The sequence below is a fragment of the Brevundimonas sp. KM4 genome (genome assembly GCF_000964075.1).
GTDB classification, from domain to species: Bacteria; Pseudomonadota; Alphaproteobacteria; order Caulobacterales; family Caulobacteraceae; genus Brevundimonas; species Brevundimonas huaxiensis.
The window spans coordinates 67,960-94,314 of the sequence record NZ_JZRG01000005.1 but is presented as its reverse complement, the minus strand read 5'-3'; the positions used below and the strand labels follow the sequence as shown (position 1 = coordinate 94,314).

The following is a 26,355-nucleotide window of genomic DNA, read 5'->3' as shown; positions in this document are numbered from 1 at the left end:
AATTGTAAGGTTATTCTGACTTTTCGGTCAGCCCGCGTGCGGGTTTTCGAAAATCTCTTCGACCGGCCGCTCGAACACGGCGGCGATCCGGTAAGCGAGGTCCAGCGACGGATCGTGCCGCTCGGTCTCCAGGGCGATCACCGCCTGGCGCGAGACCCCCAGCGCCTGGCCCATCTGTTCCTGGGTCCAGCCGCGTTCGACACGTAGAAGCTTCAGACGGTTCTTCATCGGCTGCTCCGGATGAAGGGCGAAACGAGGCCGTAGAGCGCCCAGAACACCGGCACGATCAGCCAGGTCTGCATATGCGGCGCCCCGGCGAAACTCTCGCCGAAGCCCCAGAAGGCGGCGACGGCCATCGCCAGTCCTGCGGCGACGATAAACTGTTTGGCGGTGACGCCGCGCACGAACTCGTCGCTCTCGCGCATCAGCGCCAATGTCGCCCATATCTGACCGATCACCGGCGCAGCCACCGCCGCCGCCAGGATCCAGGCCGCCGGCTTGCCCATCAGATCATCGAAGGCGTCTGTGGTCATCATCGCCACGCAAATCGCGACGTAAGGCGCCGTGAACGCCATCGTGCGGATAAGATAGCGCCGATAGGCCGGCGTGCCGCTATTCCATGCCTTCATCATGTCTTGTCTCCCTCTGTAAGGACAACCTGACACCAGACGAATGTCATGTCAACCTGACTTTTTGTCAGGAACGCCGAACATTTTAGCGTCATCTGCGAGAGAGAGACGTTGCGCGCGGCAAGGTAATCATCCCAGCCGCATCATGGGCTATGCCAGCGTGCTGAAGACTGTTACGCGCCAGCCGGAATGACCGTTCTCGATCCCGCCGCCTTCATCCGCGACAACACCCGGCTTCAGCCCGTGCCGCACGCGTCGGAGATTTCCTTGTGGCTGGCGGACGAGATCACGCCGATCTGGCGGCTGACGGAAGAAGAGCTGGGCGAAATGGGGGTGCCGCCGCCCTTCTGGGCCTTCGCCTGGGCCGGCGGACAGGCGCTGAGCCGGTATCTGCTGGATCATCCGCAGGAGGTCGCGGGCAAGCGTGTGCTGGATTTCGCAGCCGGTTCGGGTCTGGTCGGCGTGGCGGCGATGAAGGCGGGGGCGACCCATGTCCTGTGCGCCGACATCGATCCCTTCTGTCAGGCCGCCGTCGCCGCCAATGCGACGGCGAACGGCGTGACGCTGGACTTCACCCAGACCAATCTGCTGGAGGCCGCCCCGCCGGATGTGGACGTCATCTGCGCAGGCGATATCTGCTATGAGCGTCCGATGACTGACGCCGTGCTCTCTTGGCTGGCCCAGGCCCGCGCCAGGGGAACGCGGGTCCTGATCGGCGATCCGGGACGCACCTATTTCCCGCGCACGGGCCTGGATTTTCTGGCCGAATACCGCGTCCCGACGTCGCGCGAGCTGGAGGACCAGGAGATCAAGCGGTCCTCCGTCTGGGCGATGCCTTAAGGCGGCGGCCTCCTTTAAGCGGCGGCCTGCCCCTCGTGGCGGCCTTCGGCGAACTCCTCGATCATCTTGGCGTTGAAGGCCGGAATGTCGTCGGGGCAGCGGCTGGTCACCAGGCCCTGATCCACCACCACCGCCTCATTGACCACATTGGCCCCGGCGTTCTTCAGGTCGGTGCGAATGCTTTCGAACGAGGTCATCGTGCGCCCCTCGACCACGCCCGCCTCGATCAGCAGCCAGGGCGCGTGACAGATGGCGGCGACCGGCTTGCCGGCGTCGAAGAAGGCCTGTACGAACTTCACGGCGTCCTCGTCCGCGCGCAGCAAATCCGGGTTGGCGACGCCGCCTGGCAGCAGCAGGGCGGAATAGGTCGAGGCGTCGACCGCCGCCACCGCCTTGTCCGCCATGACCTTGTCGCCCGGCGTCAGATGGTCGAAGCCCTGGAACTCGCCGGCCTTCAGCGACACGATCTCGACCACCGCGCCCGCATCCTTCAGCGCCTTCATCGGTTCATTCAGTTCAACCAGCTCGACGCCGTCGGTCGCCAGGATGGCGACGGTCTTGCCGGAAAGGGATTGGGCCATGAGGAATGCTCCATTCGTGAAGGGGGTTCGGCGGGATGAACCCACAAAAACTCAAAGGGTTGCGGCTCCGCTTGGCGACGACAACCCGCGTCCCCACATCGTGTCCATGCGATCGCTCCTGACCCTGACCGCCCTGTTGGCCGCTGCCGCCACGCCGGCCTTGGCCCAGACCTATCCGCAGGCCGGCCGCCCCTATGGCGCCTATCCGGGGGGCGTCCCCGCCGCCATCGCCGACCAGCACCGCTATGAGAACGACCGCCTGCGTTCTCAGGCGCAGTCGAACGCGGACCAAGCGCGTCAACTGCAGATCGAGACCCAGCTTCGCCTGCGCGCCATCGAAGGCGCACGCGAACCAACGGCTGTTCAGCCCTTGCCGCCCCGTCCGCTCTACAGCCCCGAGCAGGAGCGGGCCCTGCGCCAGTCCGCCGCCGAACGCCGCCAGCAGACAGCCCAGGGCATGAGCCAGATCGACAACTGGCTTGCCCGCCCCCAATGAAGCGTCCGAACTGACGCATCCCTTCCCTTGCACCCGCGTTCCTGCCTAGCTTAACCAGGATCGGGCGGAGGATAGGGCATGCGCTGGCAGGGTGGACGGACGGGCGGCGGCGTCGAGGATCGACGGGGTCTCGGCGGCGGAGCCATCGCTGGCGGCGGCTTGGGCGTCGGCGTTCTGGCCCTTATCGGCTATCTGGTCTTCGGCATCGATCCTTCGACCACGACCCAGCTCGCCAGCCAGTTCGGCGGCGTCGGCGCCGAGCAGCAGCAGGGTCAAGTCGGTACGCCGAAAGATCAGGCCGGCCGCTTCGTCGATGTCATCGGTGCCAACATCGATGATGTCTGGTCGCAGAAGCTTGAGGGCTATCAGCGACCCAACGTCGTCATCTACGAACAGGGCACGCCCACCGGCTGCGGCTATGGCCAGTCGGCCATGGGTCCCTTCTACTGCCCGACCGACAAGACCGTCTATCTCGACCTCGGCTTCTGGCAGGAGATGGAGAACCAACTCGGGGCCTCCGGCGCCGACTTCGCCCGCGCCTATGTCATCGCCCACGAGTTCGGCCATCACGTCCAGACCCTGACCGGAACTTCGGATCAGGTTCGCCAGGCCCAGCAGCGCGCCTCCGGTCAGGCCGAGGCCAATCAGTATTCGGTGGCGCTGGAGCTTCAGGCCGACTGCTACGCCGGCGTCTGGGCCCGGAACGCCTCTGCCGTTTCCAACGGTCAGGTCGCGCTCGAGCCCGGCGATATCGAAGAGGGTATGAAGACGGCCCAGGCCATCGGCGACGACACCCTGCAACGGCGCAGCGGCGGTCGCGTCTCGCCCGAAAGCTTCACCCACGGATCCTCGGCTCAGCGCGTCGAATGGCTGCAGCGCGGCTATCAGTCGGGCGACCCGGCGTCCTGCGACACCTTCAGCGGCGCCTGACCACCGCTATCCTTCAAAACGATTGATTGACTGACGATGCATGACCGCGCCGGCACGACCGCACGCCCCGAAGACCTGATCGACCTCGACGCCCTGCTCGGCGCCTATGAGACGACCCGGCCCGACATGGGCGATCCTCAGCAGCGGGTCGTCTTCGGCACCTCGGGCCACCGGGGATCCAGCCTGGACGGCGTCTTCAACCAGGCTCACATCCTGGCCATCGCCCAGGCGATCGCCGAATACCGCGCGGCCCAGGGCGTTGATGGCCCGCTGTTCCTCGGTCGCGACACCCACGGCCTGTCGGAGCCCGCCTTCCGCACGATGCTGGAGGTGCTGATCGCCAACGGGGTCGAGGTGCTGATCGACGCCCGCGACGGCTTTACCCCCACGCCAGCCGTTTCGCACGCCATCCTGACCCACAACCGCACGAACAGCCGGCAGGCGGACGGCGTCCTGATCACCCCGTCGCACAACCCGCCCCGCGACGGCGGCATCAAATACAATCCGCCCTCCGGCGGCCCGGCCGGCGGCGAGGCGACCTCCGCCATCGCCGCCCGCGCCAACCAGTTGATCGAGAACGGCCTGACCGAGGTCCGTCGCCTCCCCTTCGACCAGGCGCATGCGGCGGCGGGTCGGTTCGACTACCTCGCCGCCTATATCGACGACCTGCCCAGCGTTCTGGACCTGGACGCCATCCGCAACGCCGGCGTCCGGATCGGCGCCGATCCGCTGGGCGGCGCGGCCGTGGCCTATTGGGGCGCGATCGCTGAGCGCCACCGACTGGAGCTGACCGTCGTCAACGACGCCGTCGATCCGCACTGGGCCTTCATGCCGCTGGACGCCGACGGCAAGATTCGCATGGACTGCTCGTCTCCTAGCGCGATGGCCGGTCTGATCGGCATGATGAAGGGCGGCTCAGCCTATGACGTCGCCTTCGGCAACGACGCCGATGCGGATCGCCACGGCATCGTCACGCCCGACGCGGGCCTGATGAACCCCAACCATTTTCTGGCCGCCGCCATCGCCTATCTGTTCGCCAACCGCCCCGACTGGGGCGCAGATGTGTCGGTGGGCAAGACCCTGGTCTCATCGTCGATGATCGACCGCGTCGTCGCCGGCCTGGGTCGCCGCCTGCTGGAAGTTCCCGTCGGCTTCAAACATTTCGTGCCCGGCCTCTTGGACGGAACCGTCGGCTTCGGCGGCGAGGAATCAGCCGGGGCCTCCTTCCTGCGCCACGACGGCACGGTGTGGACGACCGACAAGGACGGCATCCTGCTGTGCCTGCTGGCCGCCGAAATCCAGGCCCGCGCGGGCCAGAGCGCCAGCCAGCTCTACGCGGGCCTGACCGACGAATACGGCGCCCCCGCCTACGCCCGTGTCGATGCCCCGGCCAATCGAACCGAAAAGGCCCGGCTTGCCGCGCTCAGCCCCTCGGACGTGTCCGCCACCACTTTGGCCGGCCAGCCGATCACCGACATCCTGACCCAGGCTCCCGGCAACGGCGAGGCCATCGGCGGGCTGAAGGTCGTCACCGCCGACGCCTGGTTCGCCGCCCGCCCCTCGGGCACCGAGGATGTCTACAAGATCTACGCCGAATCCTTCCTCGGCCCCGACCACTTGTCCCAGGTGCAAACCGAAGCCAAGGCGGTGGTGGCCACGGCGCTGGCGGGCTGATCGCCTAGCCGACCGTGATCTCCATCGGTCGTTCGACGAACAGGCCGGGGCCGTCCAGGTCCAGCGCAAGACGCCGGTTCTCGAACGCGGCCATGCCGACCAGGGCCTTGGGGAAGCCGGGCACCGCGACGTCGTCATAGATGGCGACCGCTGCCTGACGATACAGTTCGTCGCCGATGGTCAGGGTGCGCACGACGACCGTCTCGGCGCGCACCGTGCCGCCAAGGACGATGCTTTGACCCGGCGTGCGTTCGCGCCCGTCCAGCAGTCCGGCGGCCTCGGCCGTCTCGCGCGTGACGGCCAGCACGGCCGAGGCGCCGGTGTCGATCACCGCATTGACCGTCGCGCCTTCCAGGGTGATGCCCGCCTGCAAGGCCTTGCCGGCCCGCGTCACCGGCACGGCCTTCAGCGACGATGGCGGCGTCCAGCCCTCGCGCGACAGGAACCGGACCCGATGCTCGGCCGTGTCCAGCTCCAGCACCAGTTCGCGCAGCACGTCCTGTCCCAGGATCAGCGCCGCGCCCAATCCCTGATCGCTGGCCAGCGGCCCCAGGCCGAGAATCGCCGCGCGCAATCCGGTCAGCCGCAAGCCGCCGATCGCCACGTCCAGCGTCGTCCCCCGTCCGACCTGGGCGTCGCCGCCGACGCCGTAAGCCACCATCGGGATGTTGAAGACGTTGGTCAGGCCCAGCCGCTCGACCAGCGACCGGTCGATGACCGAATATTGCGCCCCGGAATCGATCAGGGCCCGCACCGGCTGTCCGTTCACGGTCACCTCGACCGTCGGGGTCGGCGCGCGGGGCTCGGCATAGGGCAGCCAGCCGCTGGAGCCGTTCGCGGCGAAGACGACCGTTGGCCCGCGCCAGACCACATGGTCGCGCAGCCACCAGGCTCCGCCCACGCCGCCGGCGACCAGCCCCAGCCGGATCAGAAGATCGCGTCGTCTCATGGTCCCTGACATGGACCGTCGCAGCGATCCGCGCTAGCGGGGCGATGTCGCAACCCCTCTTGCAGGACCGACGACATTGCCCTGAAGCGGCAAAAATGTGCGCCTAAACCGCCACTGCAACGTCCCGATGCGGATAGTCGGGCCACAGCCCGCGAAAACCCGACAAAATCATCCAGAAAGCGGGTGACGCCGCCGCCTCGTCTGGCTACGACCATCGGCGTCATGAGCACCTCCAGCGCCCGCTACGTCTCGACCCGAGGCCAATCTTCCGAAACCGGTTTCGCCGACGCCCTGCTGCGCGGCATCGCGCCCGACGGCGGCCTCTATATGCCGACCGCCTGGCCCAGCCTGTCGCCCGCCGCCTGGACCGGAACGGCCGACTATAAGGCGATCGCACTGCAAGCCATCGCCCCCTTTATCGGCGACGCCCTGCCCGACGGCGCGCTGGACCGCGCGCTGGACCGACTGACCGCCGGGTTCGACCATCCGTTGGTTACGCCTCTGGTCGAGCTGGAGCCGGGCCTGTTCGCGCTGGAGCTGTTCCACGGCCCGACCGCCGCCTTCAAGGACCTGGCGATGCAGCTGGTCGCCAGCCTGACTGACGAGGCCCTGGCCGCCTCTGGCGAGCGCCTGACCATACTGACCGCCACCTCGGGCGACACCGGCGCCGCCGCCGTGCGCGCCTTCGCCGGCGCCAAGTCGGTCGATCTGGTCGTGCTCCACCCGCTGGACCGCGTCTCGCCGGTTCAGCGCAGGCAGATGACGACGGTCGAGGCCGACAATGTCCTGAACCTGGCCGTGCGTGGCGATTTCGACGACTGCCAGCGCCTGGTGAAGGGCCTGCTGGCCGACGAGGCCTTGCGTGAACGCGGCCGGCTGTCCTCGGTCAATTCGATCAACTGGGCGCGGCTCGCGGGCCAGATTCCCTACTATGTCTCCGCCACGGCCCAGCTGGGCGGGGCTGCGACCTTCGTCGTGCCGACCGGCAATTTCGGCGACGCCTTCGCCGGCATCGCCGCTACGAAAATGGGCCTGCCGTCCAACGGCTTCGTCGCGGCCGTGAACCAGAACGACGCCCTGGCCCGCGCGCTGAACGACGGCCTGTATTCACGCCGTCCGGCGGTCGAAAGCGGCAGCGTCTCCATGGATGTTCAGGCGCCGTCCAACTTCGAGCGGCTGGTGTTCGAGGCGACGGGCCGCGACGCCGAGGCGACGCGCGGGGTGTTCGAAACCTTCGCCCGCGACGGCGCCGTCGCCTTCGATCCGGACCTTCTCACCGCCTTGCGCGACCAGGTCTCGGCGGTGTCCATCGACGAGGACGAGACGCGCGCCGAGATCGCCCACGCCTATGAGACCTGGGGCCGCGTCGTCTGCCCGCACACGGCCGTGGCGCTGGCCGCCGCGCGTCGCCAGGACCGCTCGAAAGGCCCCGTCGTCGCCCTGGCCACCGCCCATCCGTCCAAGTTCGGCGAATTCGTCTCGAACGTCCTCGGCTTCGAACCCGAACCCGCAAACGTCATCGCCGCCCTGGGCGACAAGCCCGAGCGGTTGACGATCGTCGATGGGACGATGGACGCGACGCGTGACGCCGTGGCGGCCTTTTCCGGCCGCCACTAAAACGTCTTAGCGACGACCGCCGCCGGTCAGGGCGCGCAGCAGAAGCAGGCCGACGCCGGCGACCGACAGGGTCGTGACCAGCGGACGCTTGCGCGCCTCGGCGGCGACGGTGCGGGCCTTGTCGCGGTAGTCGACGGGGACCTTTTCGACCAGGCGATCGACCGAATCCATCGCCTTGCCGAAGGTTTCCAGCGAGCGGCCCTTGGCGTCGTTGTAGGCGCCTTCGACCTGCATCTTCTGGTCGCCGACCAGCTTGCCAACGCCTTTTTGGAACTTGCCTTGCGCCTGCGAGGCGGCGCCGTTGATGGTTTCGTCAGTCATGATCTTCGTCCTCGGGGAGCGGCGGACTTCGCCGTTGCACCATCAAAATCCCGGCCAAGCCTTCGGTTCCAGCGACGAAGCCGCGCAGGCGCCTCAGGCCGGTTCGGTCGCGCGCCAGTGGTCCATCCGACGCAGGAAGACCGCCGGATCCTTGGGCGTCACCAGATTGGCGGGATCGTGGAAAATGCGGTCATGCAGCCGTGTCACGGTGAACCGCAGGGCCGCCGCTTCGCCCAGACGCGGCAAGGCTTCCCGCTCGGCGGCGTTCAGCGGCCGCACGGACTCATAGCCGCGCTGGAACGCCGCCAGGGCGTCCGGCATGGCCCGCCCCTCGACGTCGAAGCCCCAAGCCGACAGGGCGATGGCGAGGTCATAGGCGAAGGCGCCGGTGCAGCTGAAATAGAAGTCGATCACCGCCGAAACGGCGCCGTCCTCGAACAGCACATTGTCGGGGAAATAGTCGGCATGGATCGCCCCGCCCGGCAGAGCGGTCGTAAAGGGATCGCCCAAGCGCGCCAGCGTCGCCTGGACCTGTCTCAGCAGCGCGCGATCCGCGTCGGACGCCCGCGCTTCTCCCTCGACGCACCGATCGACCAGCCGACGCCACATCGCCGGCCCGACCGGATTGGCGCGTTTCAGATCGAAGTCGGCGGCAGCCAGGTGAAGTCGCGCCAGCACCGCGCCCGCCGCCGCCTGATCGGCTGATGACGGCGTGCGCAGCCAGGCGCCGGTCTTCCATTCGATCACCGCCGCCGCCCGGCCGTTCAGTCGTCCAAGCCATGCCCCCGACCGGTCCTCGATCGGCGTCGGGCAAGGAAAGCCGCGTGACGCCAGATGCGCCGTCAGCCCCAGACAGAAAGGCAGCGACGCCTCGTCCGTTCGCCCCTCGAACAGGGTCAGCACAAACCGGCCGCGCGTCGTGTCCAGTCGATAGTTGGTGTTCTCCACCCCCTCGGCGATGGCCGTCAGTTCGACCACCTCGCCGATGTCGTAGCCGGCCAGGAACGCCTCGGCGTCGGCGATAGAGACAGGGGTGAAGACGGCCATGGCCCTAGTTTAGGCCCGCATCGGCGCGGCGTGCACGCACGATCTCGGCCAGGTCCGCCATGATGCTCTCTGTCGTGGCCCAACGCCCGGCGCCCCGGCCCCGGCAGCGCCACACGCGGCCGTCGGCGCCATAGACCTTCAACGCATTGCCCTCGCCGCGCAGGGTCGAGAACAGCGGGTCGCCATGGTCGGCGTTCAGCGACACCGACGGGCGGATCACCCCGTCCTTCAGATGAGCCGCGCCGATCTGGCGCACCCCGCCGGCGGCCGAGGTCGCTTCGGTCAGGTGATCGCGCGGCACATCGCCATCGGGCGAGCGACCGAACGCCTCGTGGCACAGCAGCCGCACTTTGGCCGCCGCATCCAGGCCTTCCAGATCCGAGGACGGATCCTCCTCGGCGAATCCCGCCGCGCGGGCGTCCGCCAAGGCTTCGTTGAAGGCCGCCCCGTCGCCAAGCCGTTCCAGCATGAAGTTGACTGTGCCGTTCAGCACCGCCTCGAAGCCGACCACCTCGCCGGCCGCACGGGCCGCGCGCACCGTCTCGATCATCGGCGATCCGCCCCCGACCGAGGCCGACCAGAAGATGCGTCGGCCATTGGCTTTCGCCAGTTCTTGCAGCCCGCCCGGATCGCGGCTGACCGCCTGTTTGTTGGCGCTGGCGACATCGCAGCCGGCCTCGAGCGCGGCGCGGATCACCGCGTGGCCCGCCTCGCCTTCCGACAGAGCCTCCAGCACGATGTCGGGCTTTTTGGCCCACAGGTCCGCCGGGTTGGAGGTGAACAACGAGGCCGGACAGTCCACGTCGCGGGCCTTCTTCGGATTGCGCACCAGCACGCCCACGACCTCGTAGCGGGAATCATCGAGCAGCTTGGCCAGCACGCCGCCGCCGACCACGCCGCACCCGGCGACCGCGACCTTCAGCGGCGGCAAGGTGGGCGCGGGACCGGGCGGCGCCGACTTGTCGCCGATGACCGTGCCATCGGCGCGATCCAGCGCCGCCACCTCGATCTCGACCCCGCGGCTTTCGCCCAGGTCGATGGCGTCATGCTGGACCAGCGCCCCACCCAGCTTGCGCGCCACGTCCCACGATGCGCGGCGATAGCGCAGGGCCGGGGCCGTCTTGTCGTTGGGGTCATGGTCATAGAGGCCGTCCACGTCCTTGACCAATCGCACCTTCTTCAGCCCCAACTCGGCCGCGAGGAACACCGCCGTCAGGTCCGATCCGCCCCGTCCCAGCAGGGCCACCTTGCCGTCCGGCCGCACCGCGCCGAAGCCCGGCACCACCACCACCTCGTGCCGATCCAGCGCCTGTTTCAGATGATCGGGTCTCAGGCCGCAGGGGCGCGAATGCTCCGGCTCGCCCTCCGCCACGATGCCCAGTTCGCGCACCGAGAGGGCGCAGGCGTCCAGGCCGATCCGGTCGCAGGCGATGGCCACCAGCGCCGCCGACTTCTCCTCGCCCAGGGCCACATAGCCGGGCAGCAGGTCGTTGGAATGGGCCAGACCCAGCGCCCTCGCCTCTCCCAACAGTCGGTCCGTCGCCCCGCCGAAGGCCGAGACCACCGCCACCACCTTTCGGCCCGCCCTCACATGGCCATAGACGGCCGAGGCGACAAGCGGCGCCTCCGCCGGGCTGCGCAGGATGGACGAGCCGAACTTCAACACCACCACCTCGGGTGATGGCTGATTGCTGGGGTCGAGGCTTTCGGATTTTTCTACGACGGCGAGTTGGGCGGACATCGGGGTTCTCGGGAAAGGTCGGGATGGGGTGGGGTGAAAAGAAAAACCCCGCCTGGCGGACCGGGCGGGGTTCGGGTTCTGCGGTTGCCGGGGTTCGGCGCGCTAAACTCGTCCCGCCCGTTCGGGCATGGTGGTGGTGCCGGTCGTACCGCCGATAATCGTGCCGCCGAGGATCATGCCGAAACGCGTCGCGGCGAGGCCGGCGACGGTCGAAACTTCGGCGATGAGCGAGCGCTGTTGCACAGGGCAGGTCCGGTTGAAATCTGAGCCTAGGGTGATCGGACGACCGTGACTCTGTCAAGTCGCATTGAATGATTTTTTCAAGAGAGGGCGCTTATGATGCGTTTTCACCCCCGTGAGGTGGCCGACCGTCATCAATGAGGTTGAATTTTTCGCTTGACCGGCACCGCCCGGATCATCAACGTAAAGTCACTCATCAAGACCAGCCGAGGGATTAGGCCCTTTGACGCTGGGGCAACCATCGGGTCTCACAGCTCGAAACGGTGCCAACTCCTGCGGGGTCCTTCGGGGTCGCGAGAGATGAGTGGAGCATCGACGAGACGACGCTCCACGCTCTGTCACCGCATCGAGACTTGCTGAGCGAGAACGATGCGGAACGAAGATGACACTGGCCGAAACCACCCTGCTCGAAGACCCCGACTGTCGCCGCGCGACAGCCCTCACCCCTGTCCGCGAACCGACGCGTGAGCGCGGCGGCGCCCGCGACGTCATCGTTCCCATTCCCGCCGATTTCCGCCTCGCCTCGGGCGAAAAGCTGAACCAGCCCAATATCGTCGGCCGCCTGCATGGCCGGATCGGCGCGCCGGTCGTCGTGGTCGCCGGCGGCATCTCGGCCGGCCGCTTCGTCCACCGGACGGAGACCAACGGCCTGGGCTGGTGGTCGGGCGCTGTATCGGTGCGCGGGCCCATCGACCTGAGCCGCCTGCAAGTTCTGGCCGTCGATTTCGCCCCCGGCACCGAGTTCCTGGACAAGGCCATCACCATCACCACCCAGGACCAGGCCCGCCTGCTGGCCCTGGTCCTGAACCATCTGAAGATCGAGCGCGTCGCCGCCTTCGTCGGCTGCTCATACGGAGGCATGGTCGGCCTGGCCTTCGCCGAACTGTTCCCCGACTGGGCCGAGCAGCTGATCATCGTGTCGGCCGCCCATCGCGCCCATCCCCAGGCCACCGCCTGGCGCGGCATCCAGCGCCGCATCCTGCAGTTCGCCGTCGCCGCCGGCCGTCCCGAGGACGGCGTCGCCCTGGCCCGCGAACTGGCCATGACCACCTATCGCACGGCCGAGGAGTTCGACGACCGCTTCGACACCACGGCGCCCAGCGCGGTCGGCGGCGCCTATCCCGTATGCGACTATCTGACGGCGCGGGGCCAGGCCTACCGGACCCACACCACCCCGGCGCGCTGGCTGTCGATGTCCGACTCGCTGGACCGCCACAGCGTGACGCCGGAAGCCATCACCACCCCCGTCACCCTGATCGGCTTCACCTCCGACCGGCTGGTGCCGATCGACGACATCCGCGAACTGGCCGCGCGGTTGCCGACCCTGTGGCGCTTCGTCGAGGCGCCCTCGCTCTATGGCCACGACGCCTTTCTGAAGGAGGACGCCTTCGTCGGCGACATCCTCCGCGCCGCCTTGAAGGACATCAAAGCATGACCCGTATCGCCAATCCGCACACCATCGCCGCCCGCACGGGCGTGGATACGGACACGGCCCACGGCGCGGTCATGCCGCCGCTGTATCTGTCGTCGAACTATTCCTTCGCCGGCTTCGATCAGAAGCGGAAGTACGACTATAGCCGTTCCGGCAATCCGACCCGCGACGTGCTGGCCGAGACCCTGACCGAGCTGGAGGGCGGCGCCGGCTGCGTCATTACCGCCACCGGCATGGCGGCGGTCGACCTGCCCCTGACCCTGCTGGAGCCGGGCGACCTGCTGATCGCGCCGCACGACTGTTACGGCGGCACCTGTCGCCTGCTGAACGCCCGCGCGAAGAAGGGGCATTTCGAACTGTTGCTGGTCGATCAGGGCGACCCCGTCGCCTTCGAGGCCGCCCTGGCCCTGAAGCCCAAGCTGGTGCTGGTCGAGACCCCCTCCAACCCCCTGCTGCGCTTGGTCGATGTCGCCGACATCTGCACCCGCGCCCATGCGGCGGGCGCCAAGGTCGTGTGCGACAACACCTTCCTGTCGCCGGCCTTGCAGAACCCGATCAAGCTGGGCGCCGATTTCGTGGTCCACTCCACCACCAAGTTCATTAACGGCCATTCCGACGTGGTCGGCGGCGCCGTCATCTCGGCCGACGCCGAGGATCACCAGACCCTGGCCTGGTGGGCCAACTGCACCGGCGTGACCGGCTCGCCCTTCGACGCCTACCTGACCCTGCGCGGCGTGCGCACCCTGTTCGCGCGCATCGAGCGGCAACAGGCCACGGCCGGCAAGATCGCCGAAAAGCTGGCCGCCCACCCGGCGGTCAAGGCCGTCCACTATCCCGGCCTGAAGTCGCACCCCAACCACGCCCTGGTCGCGGCCCAGCAGGCCGGCCCCGGCGCCATGCTCAGCTTCGAACTGCAAGGCGGCACGGACGCCGTGCGCGATCTGGTCGAGACGCTGGAGATATTCACCCTGGCGGAATCGCTGGGCGGCGTCGAAAGCCTGATCGCCCACCCGGCCACCATGACCCACGCCGCCATGACGCCGGAACAGCGCGCCACGGCCGGCATCGGCGATGGCTTGGTGCGCCTGTCGGTGGGTTTGGAGCATGTCGAGGACCTGATCGCCGACCTGTTCCCGGCGCTGGACGCGCTTGTGCCCGCAACCGCCGCGGCCGCGTAACTTTTTGCTTGCAGGAGGAGCCGAACCGGGGCACATGCGCCGCCCCGGCTGCGGTCCCTTCGTCTATCGGTTAGGACGTCAGGTTTTCAACCTGAAAAGAGGGGTTCGACTCCCCTAGGGACTGCCACCGGCGGCGCATTTGCAGCGCCCTTCCCGAACATCGTCGAGCGAACGCTCCGATCCCGGATTAAGATTTTGGTAACCATTTTGTTCGGAAACGGGCAGTAAGCCTTTCGATTCATGGACTTTTTTCGGACGCAGTCAGGAACTATCCACAGGGACTGTGGTTAACCCCTCGTTAGCCGGCGCAGAAGCGCCTCTCCCTCCTGCACCGAGATCCTCATGTTTATCGCCATCGCCCGTCCGGCGGTGGAGCCCAAAGGCCCCGACGCCGTCGCCGTCCCCGGCTCTCCCGCCATCGCCGAACTGTCGCCCCGCGCCCTGCATGCGCGCCTCCTCCAGAACGCCGCCCTGCGCCGCCTGCGTGGACTGGAGCGCCGCAGGGAGCAGCGTCTCGAAGACGCCGACTACTGGCTGCATGCCGCGCCGATCGCCGTCCGGAAAGCCAGCGCCCTGCGCGAAGAGCATAGTTTCTCGCCGATCCCCTGATAGTCGTCTCACACGCCTGAATACCCACGATGGTGATTTGGGGTTGATTTACCGACCCTCGGTATCCGACAAGTGCGAATGGGCGAAGTCGGATCGGCGCTGACATCTGCGAAGGCGATCCTGGTCACAGGCGGCGCGGGCTATATCGGCGCTCATGTGTGCGAGGCCCTGGCGGCCGCCGGCTATCGGCCCGTCACCTATGACAACCTGTCGACCGGCCGTCGCCGGTTCGTGCGCTGGGGACCGCTGGTCGAGGGCGATGTCTGGGACGCGGACAAGGTGCGCCACACCCTGATCGCCCACGACATCTGCGCCGTCATGCATTTCGCCGGCTCGTCCGTGGTCCCGGAATCGGTGCGCGCGCCGCTGGATTACTACCGCAACAATGTCGGCGGTCTGTTCGGCCTGTTGGGCGGGATGCGAACGGCGGGCGTGAACAGGCTGGTCTTTTCCAGCACCTGCGCCGTCTACGGCGATCCTGGCGACGATCCGATCACCGAGGCGACGCCGCTGGCGCCCGTCACCCCCTATGGCCGTTCCAAATTGGGCTGCGAGCAGATCCTGTCGGACGCCAGCGCCGCGCACGGGCTGAATGTGATCGCGCTGCGTTATTTCAACGCCGGCGGCGCCTCGGCGTCAGGCCTGATCGGCGAAGATCGGCCGGTTGAGACCCATCTGATCCCGCGCGCCATGATGGCCCTACGCGGCCAGATCGACGACTTCGCCGTTCATGGGACCGACTACCCGACGCTCGATGGCACGGCGGTGCGCGACTATGTCCACGTCTGCGACCTGGCCCAGGGCCATCTCGCCGCCCTGACCCAGTTGCTCGGCGATCGACGCGGTTTCTTCGCCTGTAATCTGGGCGCCGGTCGCGGCCATTCGGTACGGCAGGTGCTGGAAACGATCATGGCCCACAGCGGCCTTCGTCTGCCAGACGCAGCAGGCGCGCGCCGCGCGGGCGACCCGCCGCATCTTGTGTCGGACATCACCGTGGCGCGCCAGGCCCTGGGCTTTGCGCCACGTCAGTCGGACCTGTCCTCCATCGTCGCCAGCGCCTGGGCCTGGCACAGCCAGCTCAGCGCAGTTCGGGCATCCGGCGGCGCAGCGAGGCTTTCAGCTTTTCGAACTTCTGCCCCGCCGACTTGGGCCTTACCCGCCGACGCAGCTCCAGCCCGCCACCCCACAGCGCATGGACCGGCGCTTCAAGATGCGGATGGCGATCATGCTGATGGACAATGGGGCTGACGCTGGCGTCCGGATTGACGACCTTGCCCCCCTCGAACCTCAGCATCTCGCCGGGCGTCAGGCCCAGGGTCGCCACGCGCCCGTAGTTGGGACGAACGGTCATCGCCGTCAGACCCTGATGGATCGCCATGTTGAAGGCCGCCTGATCGGCGCCGAACGCCCCGCCGATCTCGGACCGCGGCGTCGCCGCCAGCGACAGGATCAGTCGCGACAGCCGCGAGACCTCCGCGCGTGGCCCGACGAGGGTGCCGACGCACAGACAGGCCTTGTCGGCCAGCTGCCGCGCTTGGGCCTCCCCGAACAGGGCGCGCAGATACTTCATGTTGAAGGCATGATCGGCCAGCGGCGTCTCGGCCTCGACATAGGCCTCAAGCTCCTTCGGCGCCGGATCGAAGGGCGGCGCCTGGAAGATCACATCGCGCACGTCGCAGGCCAGGGCCGCGCCGGGCCGCTCGCCCAGCAAACCAGCGAAGGCCACGAACCGCTGCATCACCGGATGCGGCGCCCATCCGCGCCAGACCGGCGCATCGACGGCGGTCACCCGATGCTGGGCCAGAAAGGCGCGCAGGGCCGGTTCAGCATCGACGACGAGAGCCACAGGACCCTCGAACACGGCCCGCAGCGACAGGACGAAGGGCGCGATATCGGCCGCGTCGTATCCGGTGGCGTAGCCGACGACGACATCACCGTCCGGCAGGGGCGTAAACCGGCGAGCGACCTCGAACGCCTCGGCCAGCCAGTCCAGATAGTCCGACCGAACCGCCCCCTGTTTCATGGCGTCAGCGATCGCCCATCAGATCGGCGAACCGGTCGAACAGATACAGGCTGTCGGTCGGGCCGGGCGAGGCCTCAGGGTGGTGCTGGACGCTGAAGATCGGCTTGTCCTTGACCGCGATGCCGCAGTTGGTGCCGTCGAACAGGCTGACGTGGGTCTCGGTCACCGCGTCGGGCAGGCTGTCGCGATCGACGGTGAAACCGTGGTTCATCGACACGATCTCGACCTTGCCGGTGGTCAGATCCTTGACCGGATGGTTGGCGCCGTGGTGGCCCTGATCCATCTTCACCGTCCTGGCGCCCAGGGCCAGGGCCAGCATCTGGTGGCCCAGGCAGATGCCCATCAAGGGCTTGCCGCTGGCGACCAGCTTCTGGATTTCAGGCACGGCGTATTCGCCTGTCGCAGCCGGATCGCCCGGACCGTTGGACAGAACCACGCCGTCGGGATTGCGGGCCAGAACCTCTTCCGCCGTCGTCGTCGCCGGGACCACGGTGATGCGCGCGCCAGTCGAGGCCAGGGCGCGCAGGATGTTGCGCTTCACGCCGTAGTCGATGACGACCACGTCCTTGCGGCCCTCGGTCTTCGGATGACCTTCCGGCCAGTCCCACAGACCCTCGTTCCATTCGAACGCCTGCAGGGTCGAGGCGGGCTTGGCCAGGTCCAGACCGACCAGCCCGGTCCAGCCCTTGGCCTGGGCGACCAGGGCCTCCAGGTCGAAGTTTCCGTCCGGGTCGTGGGCGATGACGGCGTGTGGCGCGCCCTTGTCGCGGATGATCTTGGTCAGGGCGCGGGTGTCCACCCCGGCCAGACCCACGACGCCGCGCCGCTTCATCCAGTCGTCGAAACTGGCGTCCGAGCGATAATTGGCCGGATCGGTCGGAACGTCGCGGAAGATGGCGCCGCGCGCCGAGGTGTCGGACCCGCCGCCCATCTGCTCGATGTCTTCGACATTGGTCCCCACATTGCCGACGTGCGGGAAGGTGAAGGCCAGGATCTGGCTCATGTACGACGGATCAGTCAGGATTTCCTGATAGCCGGTCATGGCGGTGTTGAAGACCACCTCGCCCAGGGCCGAGCCGACGGCGCCCACGCCGACGCCCTGCAGGATCGTGCCGTCCGCGAGCGCGAGAACGCCGGTGGCGCCCGGAAGAATCTTCGTCGTCATGGGCGCGCTCCTAAAATCGAATCCGGCCGATACGAAGGCCGAAGGCAAACGGCGGCGTCGTTAAGCCCTGCCGCCTGCCCCGTCAACGTGGCGCGCGTCACCGCCCGTCGGTGATCGACGCCGGACCGATCAGCTGGAACGTCGCCTTGGCCCCGCCCTGGGCGTGCGGCGCCAGCCAGACGTCGAACAGACCGGGCTCGATGCGCCAGGTTTCGTCCGCGCCGATGAAGCCCAGTTGGCGAGCGTTCAGGGTGAAGGTCACCTTCGTGCTCTGGCCCGGCTTCAGCGACACGCGCTTGAAGTCCTTCAGCAATCGGCCCGGCTGGGTCAGGCTGGCGACCCGGTCGTGGATATAGAGCTGAACCAGCTCCTCGGCCGGATGCGACCCGGTGTTGGTCACGGTCACGGCCAGATCCAGCGTGCCGGCCCAGGCCAGCTTGTCGCTCTCCATCTCGACCGGCCCATAGCTGATCGCGCCATAGGTCAGGCCATAGCCGAAGGGATACAGCGCCGTATTCGTCGTCTCGCGATAGCGGGCCTTGTATTCCTCGCTCGCCAGATCGGGATTGGCCGGGCGGCCGGTGGTCTTGCGGTCGTAGGAATAGGGCTGCTGGCCCGACTTGTGCGGGAAGCTGACCGGCAGGCGCGCCGACGGGCCGTGATCGCCGAACAGGACGTCGGCGACGGCATGACCCAGCTGTTCGCCCAGGAACCAGGTCACGACGATGGCCTGGGCGTTCTTCACATTGCCTTCCAGCGCCAGAGCCCGGCCGTTCCTCAGCAGGATGACCATGGGCTTGCCCAGCGCCGCCATAGCGTCGACCAGGGCGACCTGCGGCGCGGGCACCACGATCTCGGTGCGTGACTGGGCCTCGCCCGACATGTTGGTCGCTTCGCCGATGGCCAGGACGATGACCTCAGCGTCGCGGGCGGCGGCGACGGCCTGCTCGATCCCGCCGTCCAGCGGCGTCTCGACGCCCGAACCGCGTGCGACGGTCAGGTTCTGCGGATCGCTCATGGCCGCGCGGAAGCCGGCCTCCAGCGACACGCGTCGCTCGGGCGCGCCCCAGATGGTCCACGGCCCCCAGACATTGTCCACGTCGTCGGCGAACGGGCCGACCAGGGCGATCTTCTGGCTCTTCTTCAACGGCAGCAGGCCGTTATCGTTTTTCAGCAGCACGACCGACTTGCGGCCCGCCTCACGCGACAGCTCGACGTGCTCGCGCGAGCCGACCACCGCCTTTTCACGCACCGGATCGGTGCCGCGATAGGGGTCGTCGAACAGGCCCAGCGCCGCCTTGGTGTTCAGGACGCGGCGCACCGCCTCGTCCAGACGCGCCATCGACACCTCGCCCGAGGCGACGAGGCTGGGCAGATGTTCCAGATACAGACCCGACACCATCGACACATCGACCCCGGCGTTGAAGGCCAGGCGGGCGGCGTCGCGGCCGTCCTCGGCGAAGCCGTGGGCCACCAGTTCCTGCTCGGAGGTGTAGTCGGAGACGACGAAGCCCTCGAAGCCCCATTCGCCGCGCAGGATGTCAGTCAGCAGCTTGCGGCTGCCCGAGGCCGGCACGCCGTTGACGTCGTTGAAGGCGCTCATGATCGACAGGGCGCCGGCGTCCACCGAGGCCTTGAACGGCGGCAGGAAGACCCCGCGCAGCGTCTGCTCGCTCATGTCGGTGGTGTTGTATTCGACCCCGCCGACGGCGGCGGAATAGGCGGCCATGTGTTTGGCGGTGGCCAGGACCGCGTCACGGTCGTCCAGACCTTTTTCGCCCTGGAAGCCGCGCACGCGGGCGGCGGCCAGCAGGTTGTTCAGCAGAACATCCTCGCCCGCGCCCTCGACGTTGCGGCCCCAGCGCTGGTCGCGCGCCACGTCCACCATGGGGGCGTAGGTCTGGTGAACGGCCGACGCCGCCGTCTCGACCGCCGCCGCCCGCGCCGTGCGCCGCGCCAGTTCGGTGTCGAAGGCCGCCGCCTCGGCCAGAGGCACCGGGAAGATGGTCGACAGGCCGTGGATCACGTCCGCCGCGAACAGCAGCGGGATCTTCAGCCGGCTTTCCTCCATCGCGACGCGCTGGATGCGACGGCCCGCCTCGGCGCCGATGCCGTTGAACAGGCTGCCGACCTTGCCTTCGCGGATCAGGGCCGTGACGCGCGCGGGATCGCCCGTGCCGTCCAGCGGGTTCACCGCCGTCGGCATCCAGCGGAACGGATCTGCCAGCAAGTTCAGCTGGCCCGCCTTCTCCTCGACCGTCATGGCCGCGATCAGATCCTCGATCTTCTGGCGGTGGCGGGCGACGGTGCGGGACGCTTGGGCGGAAACAGGCATGGGGAACACTCCGGCGCCCATCAGGGCCAAAAGCCCCAGGCCAGACAAGAAATTTCTACGGGAAGCCGCAGGCTTGAGAGGTCGCGTCATTTAGGCTGGCGCTCCTTTCGGGGGACAATCGAGCAGCGAAGCGAGAGGCCTAGCCTCTCGGCCCCGACGGCTTCAACCCCCGCCTGCCATGTAAATCGATGTAACGCCCCGCTGCGCGGTCACGCCGCGTTTCGCCCGCATCATCCCAGGGCGATATCCAGGAACATCATTCCCACCAGGCCGATCATCAGGCCGATCATTGACCCCTCGCCCTTGGACTTCTCGCGGGTCTCGGGAATGATCTCGGCGGTGACGACATAGATCATGGCTCCGGCCGCCAGGCCCAGCCCCCACGGCAGGGCGCCGGGCAAGAGATCGACCACGCTGGCGCCGATCAGACCCCCGACCGGCTCGACCAGGCCTGAGGCCAGCGCCGCCGCAAACGCCGGCCAGCGACCGTATCCCAGGGTCGCCATCGCCGCAGACACCGCCAGACCCTCCGGCATGTTCTGGATGCCGATGCCGAGCGCCGTGGACAGCCCTTGATGCATGTCGCCGCCGCCGAAGCTGACGCCCACGGCCGCGCCCTCGGGGAAGTTGTGCAGGGTGATGGCGATGATGAACAGCCAGATGCGCCGCGACAGGTCGCGCGAACCCGCCGGTCCGATGGCCAGCATGTCCACTGGCGCGAACCGGTTCATCAGGCCGATCACCGTCGCCCCGATCAACACCGCCGCCCCCATGACGCCGGCCGCCGCCGCCTGACTGGCCCCGCCCGCCTGCAACACGTCGACGCCGGGAATGATCAGCGAGAAGAAGGAGGCCGCCAGCATGACCCCGGCGGCGAAACCCAGCAGGGCGCTCTGGGTCTGCACCCCCGCCTTGCGGAAGAACAGCAGCGGCACGGCGCCCACCGCCGTCATCATGCCCGCCGCCAGACTGCCCAGACCGCCTGCGGCGATGGGGGAAAGCGATTCCATCATCCGTCTGCATTGCGGCGCGACGCGGCAAGAGACAAGCCCGAACCGTGGCGTTACAGAAAGCTTCATGTCCCAGCGCGCCGCCCTCCCCGTCGGCCCGAACGCTGCGTCGGCGCTGGGCGCCGCCCGGCGGGTCGTGGTCAAGATCGGATCCTCCCTGCTGATCGACGCGGCCACGCGTCAGCCGACGCGCGACTGGCTGGCCGCCGTCGCTTCGGACCTGGCGGCGCTGAAGGCCGAGGGGCGCGAAGTCATCGTCGTCTCGTCCGGCTCGATCGCCCTCGGCCGGGGCCGGTTGCCCGCGCTGGGCGCACGGCTGGAGGACAAGCAGGCGGCGGCCTCGGTCGGACAGTCGCTGCTGATGGCGGCCTGGTCCGGGGCGCTGGACCCGCACGGTCTGATCGCGGGCCAGGTTCTGCTGACGCGCGACGACACCGAACGCCGCCGGCGGTGGCTGAACGCCCGAGCGACCGTCGAGGCCCTGTTGACCCACGGCGTCATCCCCATCGTCAACGAGAACGACACGGTGGCGACCGAGGAAATCCGTTACGGCGACAACGACCGGCTGGCGGCGCGCACGGCCCAGCTGGCGCGGGCGGATCTGCTGATCCTGCTGTCGGACGTGGACGGCCTCTATACCGCCGATCCGCGCCGCGATCGGACCGCCGCCCATCTGCCCCTGATCGAAACGCTGAGCCCCGACATCCTGGCCATGGGCGGCGGCGCCAACGCCGAGGCCGGCGTCGGAACAGGCGGCATGGCGACCAAGCTGGCGGCGGCCCAGATCGCCCGCTCGGCCGGTTGCGCCACCATCATCGCCTCGGGCCAGACCCTATCGCCGCTCAGCGGCATCCGCGACGGCGCGCGCGCCACCCTGATCGCCGCCCCGGACGGGCCGATGGCCGCCTATAAGCAGTGGATCGCCGGCAGCCTGTCGCCGACGGGGTTCCTGACGCTGGACGCCGGCGCCGTCACGGCGCTGAAGGCGGGCAAGAGCCTGCTGCCGGCCGGGGTGACGGGCGTGTCCGGCGGCTTCGAAAAGGGCGACTGCGTGCGCCTGATCGACCCCGCCGGTCGCGCCGTCGGCGTGGGTCTGGCCGCCTACGCCGCCGACGACGCTGCGCGCCTTCGCGGCCGCCGCTCGGACGAGATCGAGACCCTGCTGGGCTATCGCGGGGCCTCGGTCCTGATCCACCGCGACGACATGGTGCTGGACGACCGATGACCGACCTCAAGACCCGAATGCTCGACCTGGGCCAGCGCGCCCGCGCCGCAGCCATGCTCTTGCGCGACGCCCCGGCCGCCGCCCGCACCCGCGCGCTGGAAATCCTGTCCGCAAGGCTGAAGGCCGCCGAGCCCGCCCTGCTCGCCGCCAACTCCCGCGATGTGGAGGCCGCCCGCATGAACGGCATGACCGAGGCCCTGATCGACCGGCTGTCGCTGAGCACCGCCCGCATCGCCGGCATGGCCGAGGCGGTCGCGACCATCGCCGCCGTGCCCGATCCGCTGGGCGTCGAGACCGAACGCTGGACCCCCGCCAACGGCCTGGACATCGCCCGCGTCCGCACCCCCATCGGCGTGCTGGGCGTCATTTACGAGAGCCGCCCCAACGTTACCGCCGACGCCGCCGCCCTTTGCATTCGCTCAGGCAATGCGGCCATCCTGCGCTGCGGCTCCGACTGCCTTCAGTCCTCTCTGGCCATCGCCGCCCTGATCGCGGAAGCCCTCGCCGAGGCCGGCTTGCCCGCTGATGCGGTGCAGCTGGTCGACACGCCCGACCGTGAGGCGGTCGGCCTGATGCTGACCGGGCTGAACGGCGCCATCGACGTCATCGTCCCGCGCGGCGGCAAGAGCCTGGTCGCCCGCGTCCAGGCCGAGGCGCGGACGGCGGTGCTCAGCCACCTGGAGGGCCTGAACCACACCTATTTGCATGAGGCCGCCGACCTCAACGCCGCCCGCGCCATCGTCCTGAACGCCAAGATGCGCCGCGTTTCGGTCTGCGGCGCGACCGAAACCCTGCTGGTGGATCGGGCCGCGGCCCAGCGCCTGCTGCCCCCCGTCGCCGCCGACCTGATCGCCGCCGGCTGCGAACTGCGCGGCGACGCCGACGCCCGCGCCCTGGTCCCCGCCATGATGCCCGCGACCGAGGCCGACTGGACCACCGAATATCTGGCCCCGATCCTCGCCGTCCGCATCGTCGACGATCTGGAGGCCGCCACCGATCACATCGCCCGCTACGGCTCGGGCCACACCGAGGCCATCGTCACCACCGACGCCGAGGCCGCCGAAAGGTTCGCGTCGAAGGTCGACAGCGCCATCGTCCTGATCAACGCCTCGACCCAGTTCGCCGACGGCGGCGAGTTCGGCTTCGGCGGCGAAATCGGCATCTCCACCAACCGCCTGCACGCGCGGGGGCCGGTGGGGGCGGAGCAACTCACCACCTACAAATATGTCGTTCGCGGCCAAGGGCAGATTAGGCCCTGAAGCCTCACTTGCCGCCGGTAAGGAAATTCCTTACCGTAAAGCCATGATCAAAAGCCGCCTGACATCGAAGGCCCAGACGACCATCCCCCAGGCCGTGCGCGCCGCGCTGAGCCTGCAGGACGGCGATGAACTGCAATACGATCTGGACGGCGACCGAGTGATTCTGAGCAAGGCCCGCCGGGCGCCGGCGGAAGATCCGTTCGCTGCGTTCGACGAATGGGACAGCGACGCGGACCGCAAGGCCTATGCCGGACTTTGAGCGCGGCGACGTCGTCCGCGTCCCCTTCCCTTATACCGATCGCAGCACCCGCCAGCATCGCCCAGCCTTGGTCGTGTCAGATGGGCAGGTAGGCGATGGCGACCGGCTGTTGTGGGTCGTGATGATCACCAGCGCCGACAACCGACCGTGGGCGGACGACGTGCCGTTTGGCGAGAGCTATGCCGAAGCTGGCCTGCCCGCCCCGTCCGTCATCCGTCCGGCCAAGATCGCCACCATTGACGCCGCTGTCGCAACTCGCCTTGGCCGCATCGACGATGAGCGGTTGGCGCGAACGATGCAGGCTATCCGCGCCAACCTCTAACGTTCACGCCCTTTCGGCCTCAGGTAGCGCGAAGCGCGATAGGCCCAGCGAAAAAGGCTATGCTTTGCCCTTGGGCAAAGCATAGGCGATCACGTAATCGCCCTCCGGCGTTTCCATGAAGTGATGGCCGGCGGCGACGATCACCAGATACTGGCGCCCGTTCTGCTCGTAAATCATCGGGTTCGCCTGCCCGCCGGCGGGCAGGACATCGGACCAGACGGTCTTGCCCGTCTCGATATCGATGGCGCGGATCAGGTCGTCGGTCGCGGCGGCGATGAAGATCAGACCGCCCGCCGTGACCACCGAGCCGCCGTTGTTCGGCGTGCCGATTTCCAGCGGCAGCATCGAGGGGATGCCGAACGGCCCGTTCTTGCGCGCCGTGCCGAACGGACGATCCCACAGAGTCTTGCCGCTTTGCACGTCGATGGCCCGGATGCCGCCGTACGGAGGCTCCTTACACAGCAGGCCGGTGAAGGGCATCCGCCAGCCGGCGTTGACGTCGATCGCATAGGGCACGCCCATCTGCGGATCGCCCGCGCCCTCGGCCTTGGCGCCCTCGCCGTTCGTCTCGGCCTGATAGCGAGGGTCGTCGCGGGGGAACCAGCCCCGCTTGTTCGCCTCGGCGCGCGGCACCAGACGGTTATAGTTGGGCATGTCGTTATAGTTGGCGATGATCACGCCGCGACGCGGATCCAGCGCCACGCTGCCCCAGTCCGAACCGCCGTTGTAGCCCGGATATTCGATGAAGCGACGGTCGGCGGTCGGGGGCGTGAACTGACCCTGATACGACGCCTTCTTGAACTGGATGCGGCAGATCATCTGATCGATCGGCGACATGCCCCACATATCGACTTCGCGCAGATCGGGCTTGGCCAGGGTGTTGAACAGCGAATACGGCTGGGTCGCCGCGCGCTGGGCCGGTTCGACGCCGCCGCGCGGGGCCGGACGATCCTGAACGCCGTGCAGGGGCTGGCCCGTGCGCCGATCCAGCACAAAGATTTCGCCGCGCTTGGACGGCAGGATCACCGCCGGCGTCACGCCGCCTGCGGTCGGCATGTCGACCAGCGTCACCTGCGAACCCAGGTCGTAGTCCCAGACGTCGCGACGCACGGTCTGATAGCTCCAGCGCGGCTTGCCGGTCGTGACGTCCAGCGCGACCAGGGCGCTGGAATACTGGTTCTCCTGCGGCCGGCGCAGCGACGAATAGTAGTCGGCGGCCGAGTTGCCCATCGGCAGATAGACCAGGCCCAGAGCCTCGTCGCCCGTCGCCGTCGTCCACATGTTCGGCGTGCCCGGCGTATAGGTCTGGCCGGCCGGTGGGGCGGCGGTGATGTCGGGACGCATCATGTCCCAAGCGAAGCGCAGCTGACCGGTGACGACGTCATAACCCTGGATCACGCCGGAGGCGTTCCAGCGTTTCTGGCCGTCCAGCACCTGGTGGCCCGTGACGATGACGCCGCGCACGACGACGGGCGGCGAGGTGATCGACACCATGCCGGGATAGGGATTGCCCATCCCTTCCTTGATGCTCACGGCGCCGTTGGTTCCGAAGGCGGGGCAAGGCACGCCGGTGCGCGCATCGACCGCGATAATGCGGCCGTCCAGCGTGCCCTCGATGATGCGGGTCGCGCAGGGCTGGGCCTGATCGACGTTGGGCGCGGCGTAATAGGTCACGCCCCGGCAGGCGGCGGTGTAGGGGATCTGTTCGTCCGCCACCTTGGGATCATAAGCCCATTTCTGCCGGCCGGTATTGGCGTCCAGGGCGAACATCTTGTTGCGACCCGAGCAGAGATAGACGGTGTCGGCGATCTTCAGCGGCGTGGTCTCGGCGCCGAACCGTTCGCCGGGCAGGTCGCCGGTGCGGAAGGTCCAGGCCCGCTCAAGCTGGCCGACGTTGGTCTTGTTGATCTGGTTCAGCGGCGAATAACGTTGGGCGGCGTCCGATCCGCCATAGGCGGGCCAGTCCATGCCGGCCTTGATCAGGGCGGGATCGCCGAACGGCCCGCGCGCGCCGGGCACCGGGCTGTCGATGCCGGGCGCATTGATCTGACCGACCACCAGGCCGAACACGACCGTCAGGATCGCCAGCCCGAGCGCGCCGAGGCCCGCCGTCTTGCCGCCGCCGCGCGACCGCAGCACCGGCAGCGTCGCCAACACCAGGAACATCAGGACCAGCGGCCCGACCAGGCGCGGGATCATGGCCCAGCCGTTCAGGCCCTTCTCCCACAGCGCCCAGATCACCGTGGCGACGAAGACCGCGCCATAGAGCCAGGCTCCGCGCACGTCGCGCCAGACAAGCAGAAGGCCCGAGACGATCAGCCCCAGGCCTGCAATGAGATAATACCAAGAGCCGCCCAGCATCGCGAGCTGAACGCCGCCGACCGTCAGCACCAGACCGATCACGGCCAGCAGCACCCCGAGCAGCAACGTCAGCCATCCCCCCAGGCCGGTCGGGGTTGTCCATCGGGGCATG

25 protein-coding genes, 1 tRNA gene, 1 pseudogene and 1 riboswitch are annotated in these 26,355 nt (G+C 68.3%); of the genes and pseudogenes, 14 read left to right on the top strand and 13 right to left on the bottom strand.

Translation table 11 applies throughout. The features are described from left to right. Nucleotides 1-27: 27 nt before the first annotated feature. Both VH88_RS01930 and VH88_RS01925 read right to left on the bottom strand, forming a co-directional pair. Entirely contained in the window at nucleotides 28-228 is a 201-nt protein-coding gene (locus VH88_RS01930) for a helix-turn-helix transcriptional regulator (protein ID WP_039244155.1), read from the bottom strand. Continuing rightward, entirely contained in the window at nucleotides 225-632 is a 408-nt protein-coding gene (locus tag VH88_RS01925; protein WP_045809750.1) for a hypothetical protein, read from the bottom strand. The genes VH88_RS01930 and VH88_RS01925 overlap by 4 nt, the downstream gene beginning before the upstream one ends. Nucleotides 633-818: 186 nt before the next feature. On the opposite strand from VH88_RS01925, the gene VH88_RS01920 reads away from it, so the two are divergent. Continuing rightward, nucleotides 819-1,469, top strand: coding sequence for a methyltransferase (locus VH88_RS01920; protein ID WP_045809749.1), 651 nt, complete (start codon nucleotides 819-821; stop codon nucleotides 1,467-1,469). A 14-nt stretch (nucleotides 1,470-1,483) separates the two neighbouring features. Here VH88_RS01920 and VH88_RS01915 read toward each other — a convergent pair whose 3' ends face one another. Then, on the bottom strand, nucleotides 1,484-2,050 hold the full coding sequence (locus VH88_RS01915; protein ID WP_045809748.1) for a type 1 glutamine amidotransferase domain-containing protein: 567 nt from the start codon (nucleotides 2,048-2,050) through the stop codon (nucleotides 1,484-1,486). Between the two features lie 106 nt (nucleotides 2,051-2,156). Between VH88_RS01915 and VH88_RS01910 the strand changes: the two genes are divergently transcribed. The 3 genes from VH88_RS01910 to pgm all read left to right on the top strand — a co-directional run bounded on the left by VH88_RS01910 (nucleotide 2,157) and on the right by pgm (nucleotide 5,150). Next, a complete protein-coding gene (locus VH88_RS01910) occupies nucleotides 2,157-2,546 on the top strand; it encodes a hypothetical protein (RefSeq protein WP_045809747.1) in 390 nt (129 codons plus the stop codon). Nucleotides 2,547-2,624: 78 nt separating this feature from the next. Further along, nucleotides 2,625-3,476 (top strand): neutral zinc metallopeptidase, encoded by an 852-nt coding sequence (locus VH88_RS01905; protein ID WP_045809746.1) that lies wholly within the window; start codon nucleotides 2,625-2,627, stop codon nucleotides 3,474-3,476. Nucleotides 3,477-3,512: 36 nt separating this feature from the next. Beyond that, nucleotides 3,513-5,150 carry a phosphoglucomutase (alpha-D-glucose-1,6-bisphosphate-dependent) gene (gene pgm / locus VH88_RS01900; protein ID WP_045809745.1) on the top strand — a complete coding sequence of 546 codons (1,638 nt, stop codon included), beginning with the start codon at nucleotides 3,513-3,515 and terminating at the stop codon, nucleotides 5,148-5,150. A 4-nt stretch (nucleotides 5,151-5,154) separates the two neighbouring features. On the opposite strand, the gene VH88_RS01895 is transcribed toward pgm, so the two are convergent. Next, complete coding sequence (locus VH88_RS01895) at nucleotides 5,155-6,099, bottom strand: retropepsin-like aspartic protease (protein ID WP_045809744.1); 945 nt, start codon at nucleotides 6,097-6,099, stop codon at nucleotides 5,155-5,157. Nucleotides 6,100-6,282: 183 nt separating this feature from the next. On the opposite strand from VH88_RS01895, the gene thrC reads away from it, so the two are divergent. Continuing rightward, the gene (gene thrC, locus VH88_RS01890; RefSeq protein ID WP_231576551.1) at nucleotides 6,283-7,716 is read left to right on the top strand and encodes a threonine synthase; all 1,434 of its coding nucleotides are present in this window, start codon (nucleotides 6,283-6,285) and stop codon (nucleotides 7,714-7,716) included. 6 nt (nucleotides 7,717-7,722) lie between these two features. Here the strand turns inward: thrC and VH88_RS01885 are convergent, their stop codons facing one another. The 4 genes from VH88_RS01885 to VH88_RS16205 form a co-directional block, all read right to left on the bottom strand. Beyond that, nucleotides 7,723-8,037 carry a CsbD family protein gene (locus tag VH88_RS01885; RefSeq protein ID WP_045809743.1) on the bottom strand — a complete coding sequence of 105 codons (315 nt, stop codon included), beginning with the start codon at nucleotides 8,035-8,037 and terminating at the stop codon, nucleotides 7,723-7,725. Between the two features lie 93 nt (nucleotides 8,038-8,130). Then, nucleotides 8,131-9,084: a homoserine kinase gene (thrB, locus tag VH88_RS01880; protein ID WP_045809742.1), complete on the bottom strand. Its 954-nt coding sequence runs from the start codon at nucleotides 9,082-9,084 to the stop codon at nucleotides 8,131-8,133. A gap of 4 nt (nucleotides 9,085-9,088) precedes the next feature. After that, complete coding sequence (locus VH88_RS01875; RefSeq protein WP_045809741.1) at nucleotides 9,089-10,825, bottom strand: Gfo/Idh/MocA family oxidoreductase; 1,737 nt, start codon at nucleotides 10,823-10,825, stop codon at nucleotides 9,089-9,091. 102 nt (nucleotides 10,826-10,927) lie between these two features. After that, nucleotides 10,928-11,068 carry a hypothetical protein gene (locus VH88_RS16205; RefSeq protein WP_017505697.1) on the bottom strand — a complete coding sequence of 47 codons (141 nt, stop codon included), beginning with the start codon at nucleotides 11,066-11,068 and terminating at the stop codon, nucleotides 10,928-10,930. A gap of 187 nt (nucleotides 11,069-11,255) precedes the next feature. Then, nucleotides 11,256-11,372: riboswitch (SAM riboswitch) on the top strand. Nucleotides 11,373-11,447: 75 nt separating this feature from the next. On the opposite strand from VH88_RS16205, the gene VH88_RS01870 reads away from it, so the two are divergent. The 5 genes and pseudogenes from VH88_RS01870 to galE all read left to right on the top strand — a co-directional run. Beyond that, nucleotides 11,448-12,500, top strand: coding sequence for a homoserine O-succinyltransferase (locus tag VH88_RS01870; protein WP_045809740.1), 1,053 nt, complete (start codon nucleotides 11,448-11,450; stop codon nucleotides 12,498-12,500). Continuing rightward, nucleotides 12,497-13,675: a cystathionine gamma-synthase gene (gene metB, locus VH88_RS01865; RefSeq protein WP_045809739.1), complete on the top strand. Its 1,179-nt coding sequence runs from the start codon at nucleotides 12,497-12,499 to the stop codon at nucleotides 13,673-13,675. Before VH88_RS01870 ends, metB begins: the two co-directional genes overlap by 4 nt. A 52-nt stretch (nucleotides 13,676-13,727) precedes the next feature. After that, nucleotides 13,728-13,802: transfer RNA gene (locus VH88_RS01860), tRNA-Glu, on the top strand. A gap of 215 nt (nucleotides 13,803-14,017) precedes the next feature. Further along, nucleotides 14,018-14,284 (top strand): hypothetical protein, encoded by a 267-nt coding sequence (locus tag VH88_RS01855; RefSeq protein ID WP_045809738.1) that lies wholly within the window; start codon nucleotides 14,018-14,020, stop codon nucleotides 14,282-14,284. A 78-nt stretch (nucleotides 14,285-14,362) separates the two neighbouring features. Then, a pseudogene (gene galE / locus VH88_RS01850) lies at nucleotides 14,363-15,352 on the top strand (UDP-glucose 4-epimerase GalE); the annotation flags it as partial. Between the two features lie 10 nt (nucleotides 15,353-15,362). Here the strand turns inward: galE and VH88_RS16370 are convergent. The 4 genes from VH88_RS16370 to VH88_RS01835 form a co-directional block, all read right to left on the bottom strand. Further along, nucleotides 15,363-16,307, bottom strand: a complete 945-nt coding sequence (locus VH88_RS16370) for a hypothetical protein (RefSeq protein ID WP_231576550.1) — start codon at nucleotides 16,305-16,307, stop codon at nucleotides 15,363-15,365. Nucleotides 16,308-16,311: 4 nt separating this feature from the next. Beyond that, a complete protein-coding gene (carA, locus tag VH88_RS01845) occupies nucleotides 16,312-17,472 on the bottom strand; it encodes a glutamine-hydrolyzing carbamoyl-phosphate synthase small subunit (RefSeq protein WP_045809737.1) in 1,161 nt (386 codons plus the stop codon). A 97-nt stretch (nucleotides 17,473-17,569) separates the two neighbouring features. Beyond that, the gene (locus tag VH88_RS01840; protein ID WP_045809736.1) at nucleotides 17,570-19,807 is read right to left on the bottom strand and encodes a glycoside hydrolase family 3 N-terminal domain-containing protein; all 2,238 of its coding nucleotides are present in this window, start codon (nucleotides 19,805-19,807) and stop codon (nucleotides 17,570-17,572) included. A gap of 230 nt (nucleotides 19,808-20,037) precedes the next feature. Next, the gene (locus tag VH88_RS01835; protein WP_045809883.1) at nucleotides 20,038-20,817 is read right to left on the bottom strand and encodes a ZIP family metal transporter; all 780 of its coding nucleotides are present in this window, start codon (nucleotides 20,815-20,817) and stop codon (nucleotides 20,038-20,040) included. Between the two features lie 67 nt (nucleotides 20,818-20,884). Here VH88_RS01835 and proB point away from each other — a divergent pair, with 67 nt between their 5' ends. Genes proB through VH88_RS01815 form a run of 4 tightly spaced genes read left to right on the top strand, consistent with a single transcriptional unit; the run spans nucleotide 20,885 to nucleotide 23,882 of the window. Further along, the gene (gene proB, locus VH88_RS01830) at nucleotides 20,885-22,042 is read left to right on the top strand and encodes a glutamate 5-kinase (RefSeq protein WP_045809735.1); all 1,158 of its coding nucleotides are present in this window, start codon (nucleotides 20,885-20,887) and stop codon (nucleotides 22,040-22,042) included. Beyond that, nucleotides 22,039-23,301 (top strand): glutamate-5-semialdehyde dehydrogenase, encoded by a 1,263-nt coding sequence (locus tag VH88_RS01825; RefSeq protein ID WP_045809734.1) that lies wholly within the window; start codon nucleotides 22,039-22,041, stop codon nucleotides 23,299-23,301. The genes proB and VH88_RS01825 overlap by 4 nt, the downstream gene beginning before the upstream one ends. After that, nucleotides 23,267-23,560 carry an AbrB/MazE/SpoVT family DNA-binding domain-containing protein gene (locus VH88_RS01820; RefSeq protein WP_231576549.1) on the top strand — a complete coding sequence of 98 codons (294 nt, stop codon included), beginning with the start codon at nucleotides 23,267-23,269 and terminating at the stop codon, nucleotides 23,558-23,560. Before VH88_RS01825 ends, VH88_RS01820 begins: the two co-directional genes overlap by 35 nt. Beyond that, nucleotides 23,547-23,882 (top strand): type II toxin-antitoxin system PemK/MazF family toxin, encoded by a 336-nt coding sequence (locus VH88_RS01815; RefSeq protein WP_045809732.1) that lies wholly within the window; start codon nucleotides 23,547-23,549, stop codon nucleotides 23,880-23,882. The genes VH88_RS01820 and VH88_RS01815 overlap by 14 nt, the downstream gene beginning before the upstream one ends. A gap of 57 nt (nucleotides 23,883-23,939) precedes the next feature. On the opposite strand, the gene VH88_RS01810 is transcribed toward VH88_RS01815, so the two are convergent. Then, nucleotides 23,940-26,354, bottom strand: coding sequence for a membrane-bound PQQ-dependent dehydrogenase, glucose/quinate/shikimate family (locus VH88_RS01810; protein WP_045809731.1), 2,415 nt, complete (start codon nucleotides 26,352-26,354; stop codon nucleotides 23,940-23,942). Nucleotide 26,355: the final 1 nt, after the last annotated feature.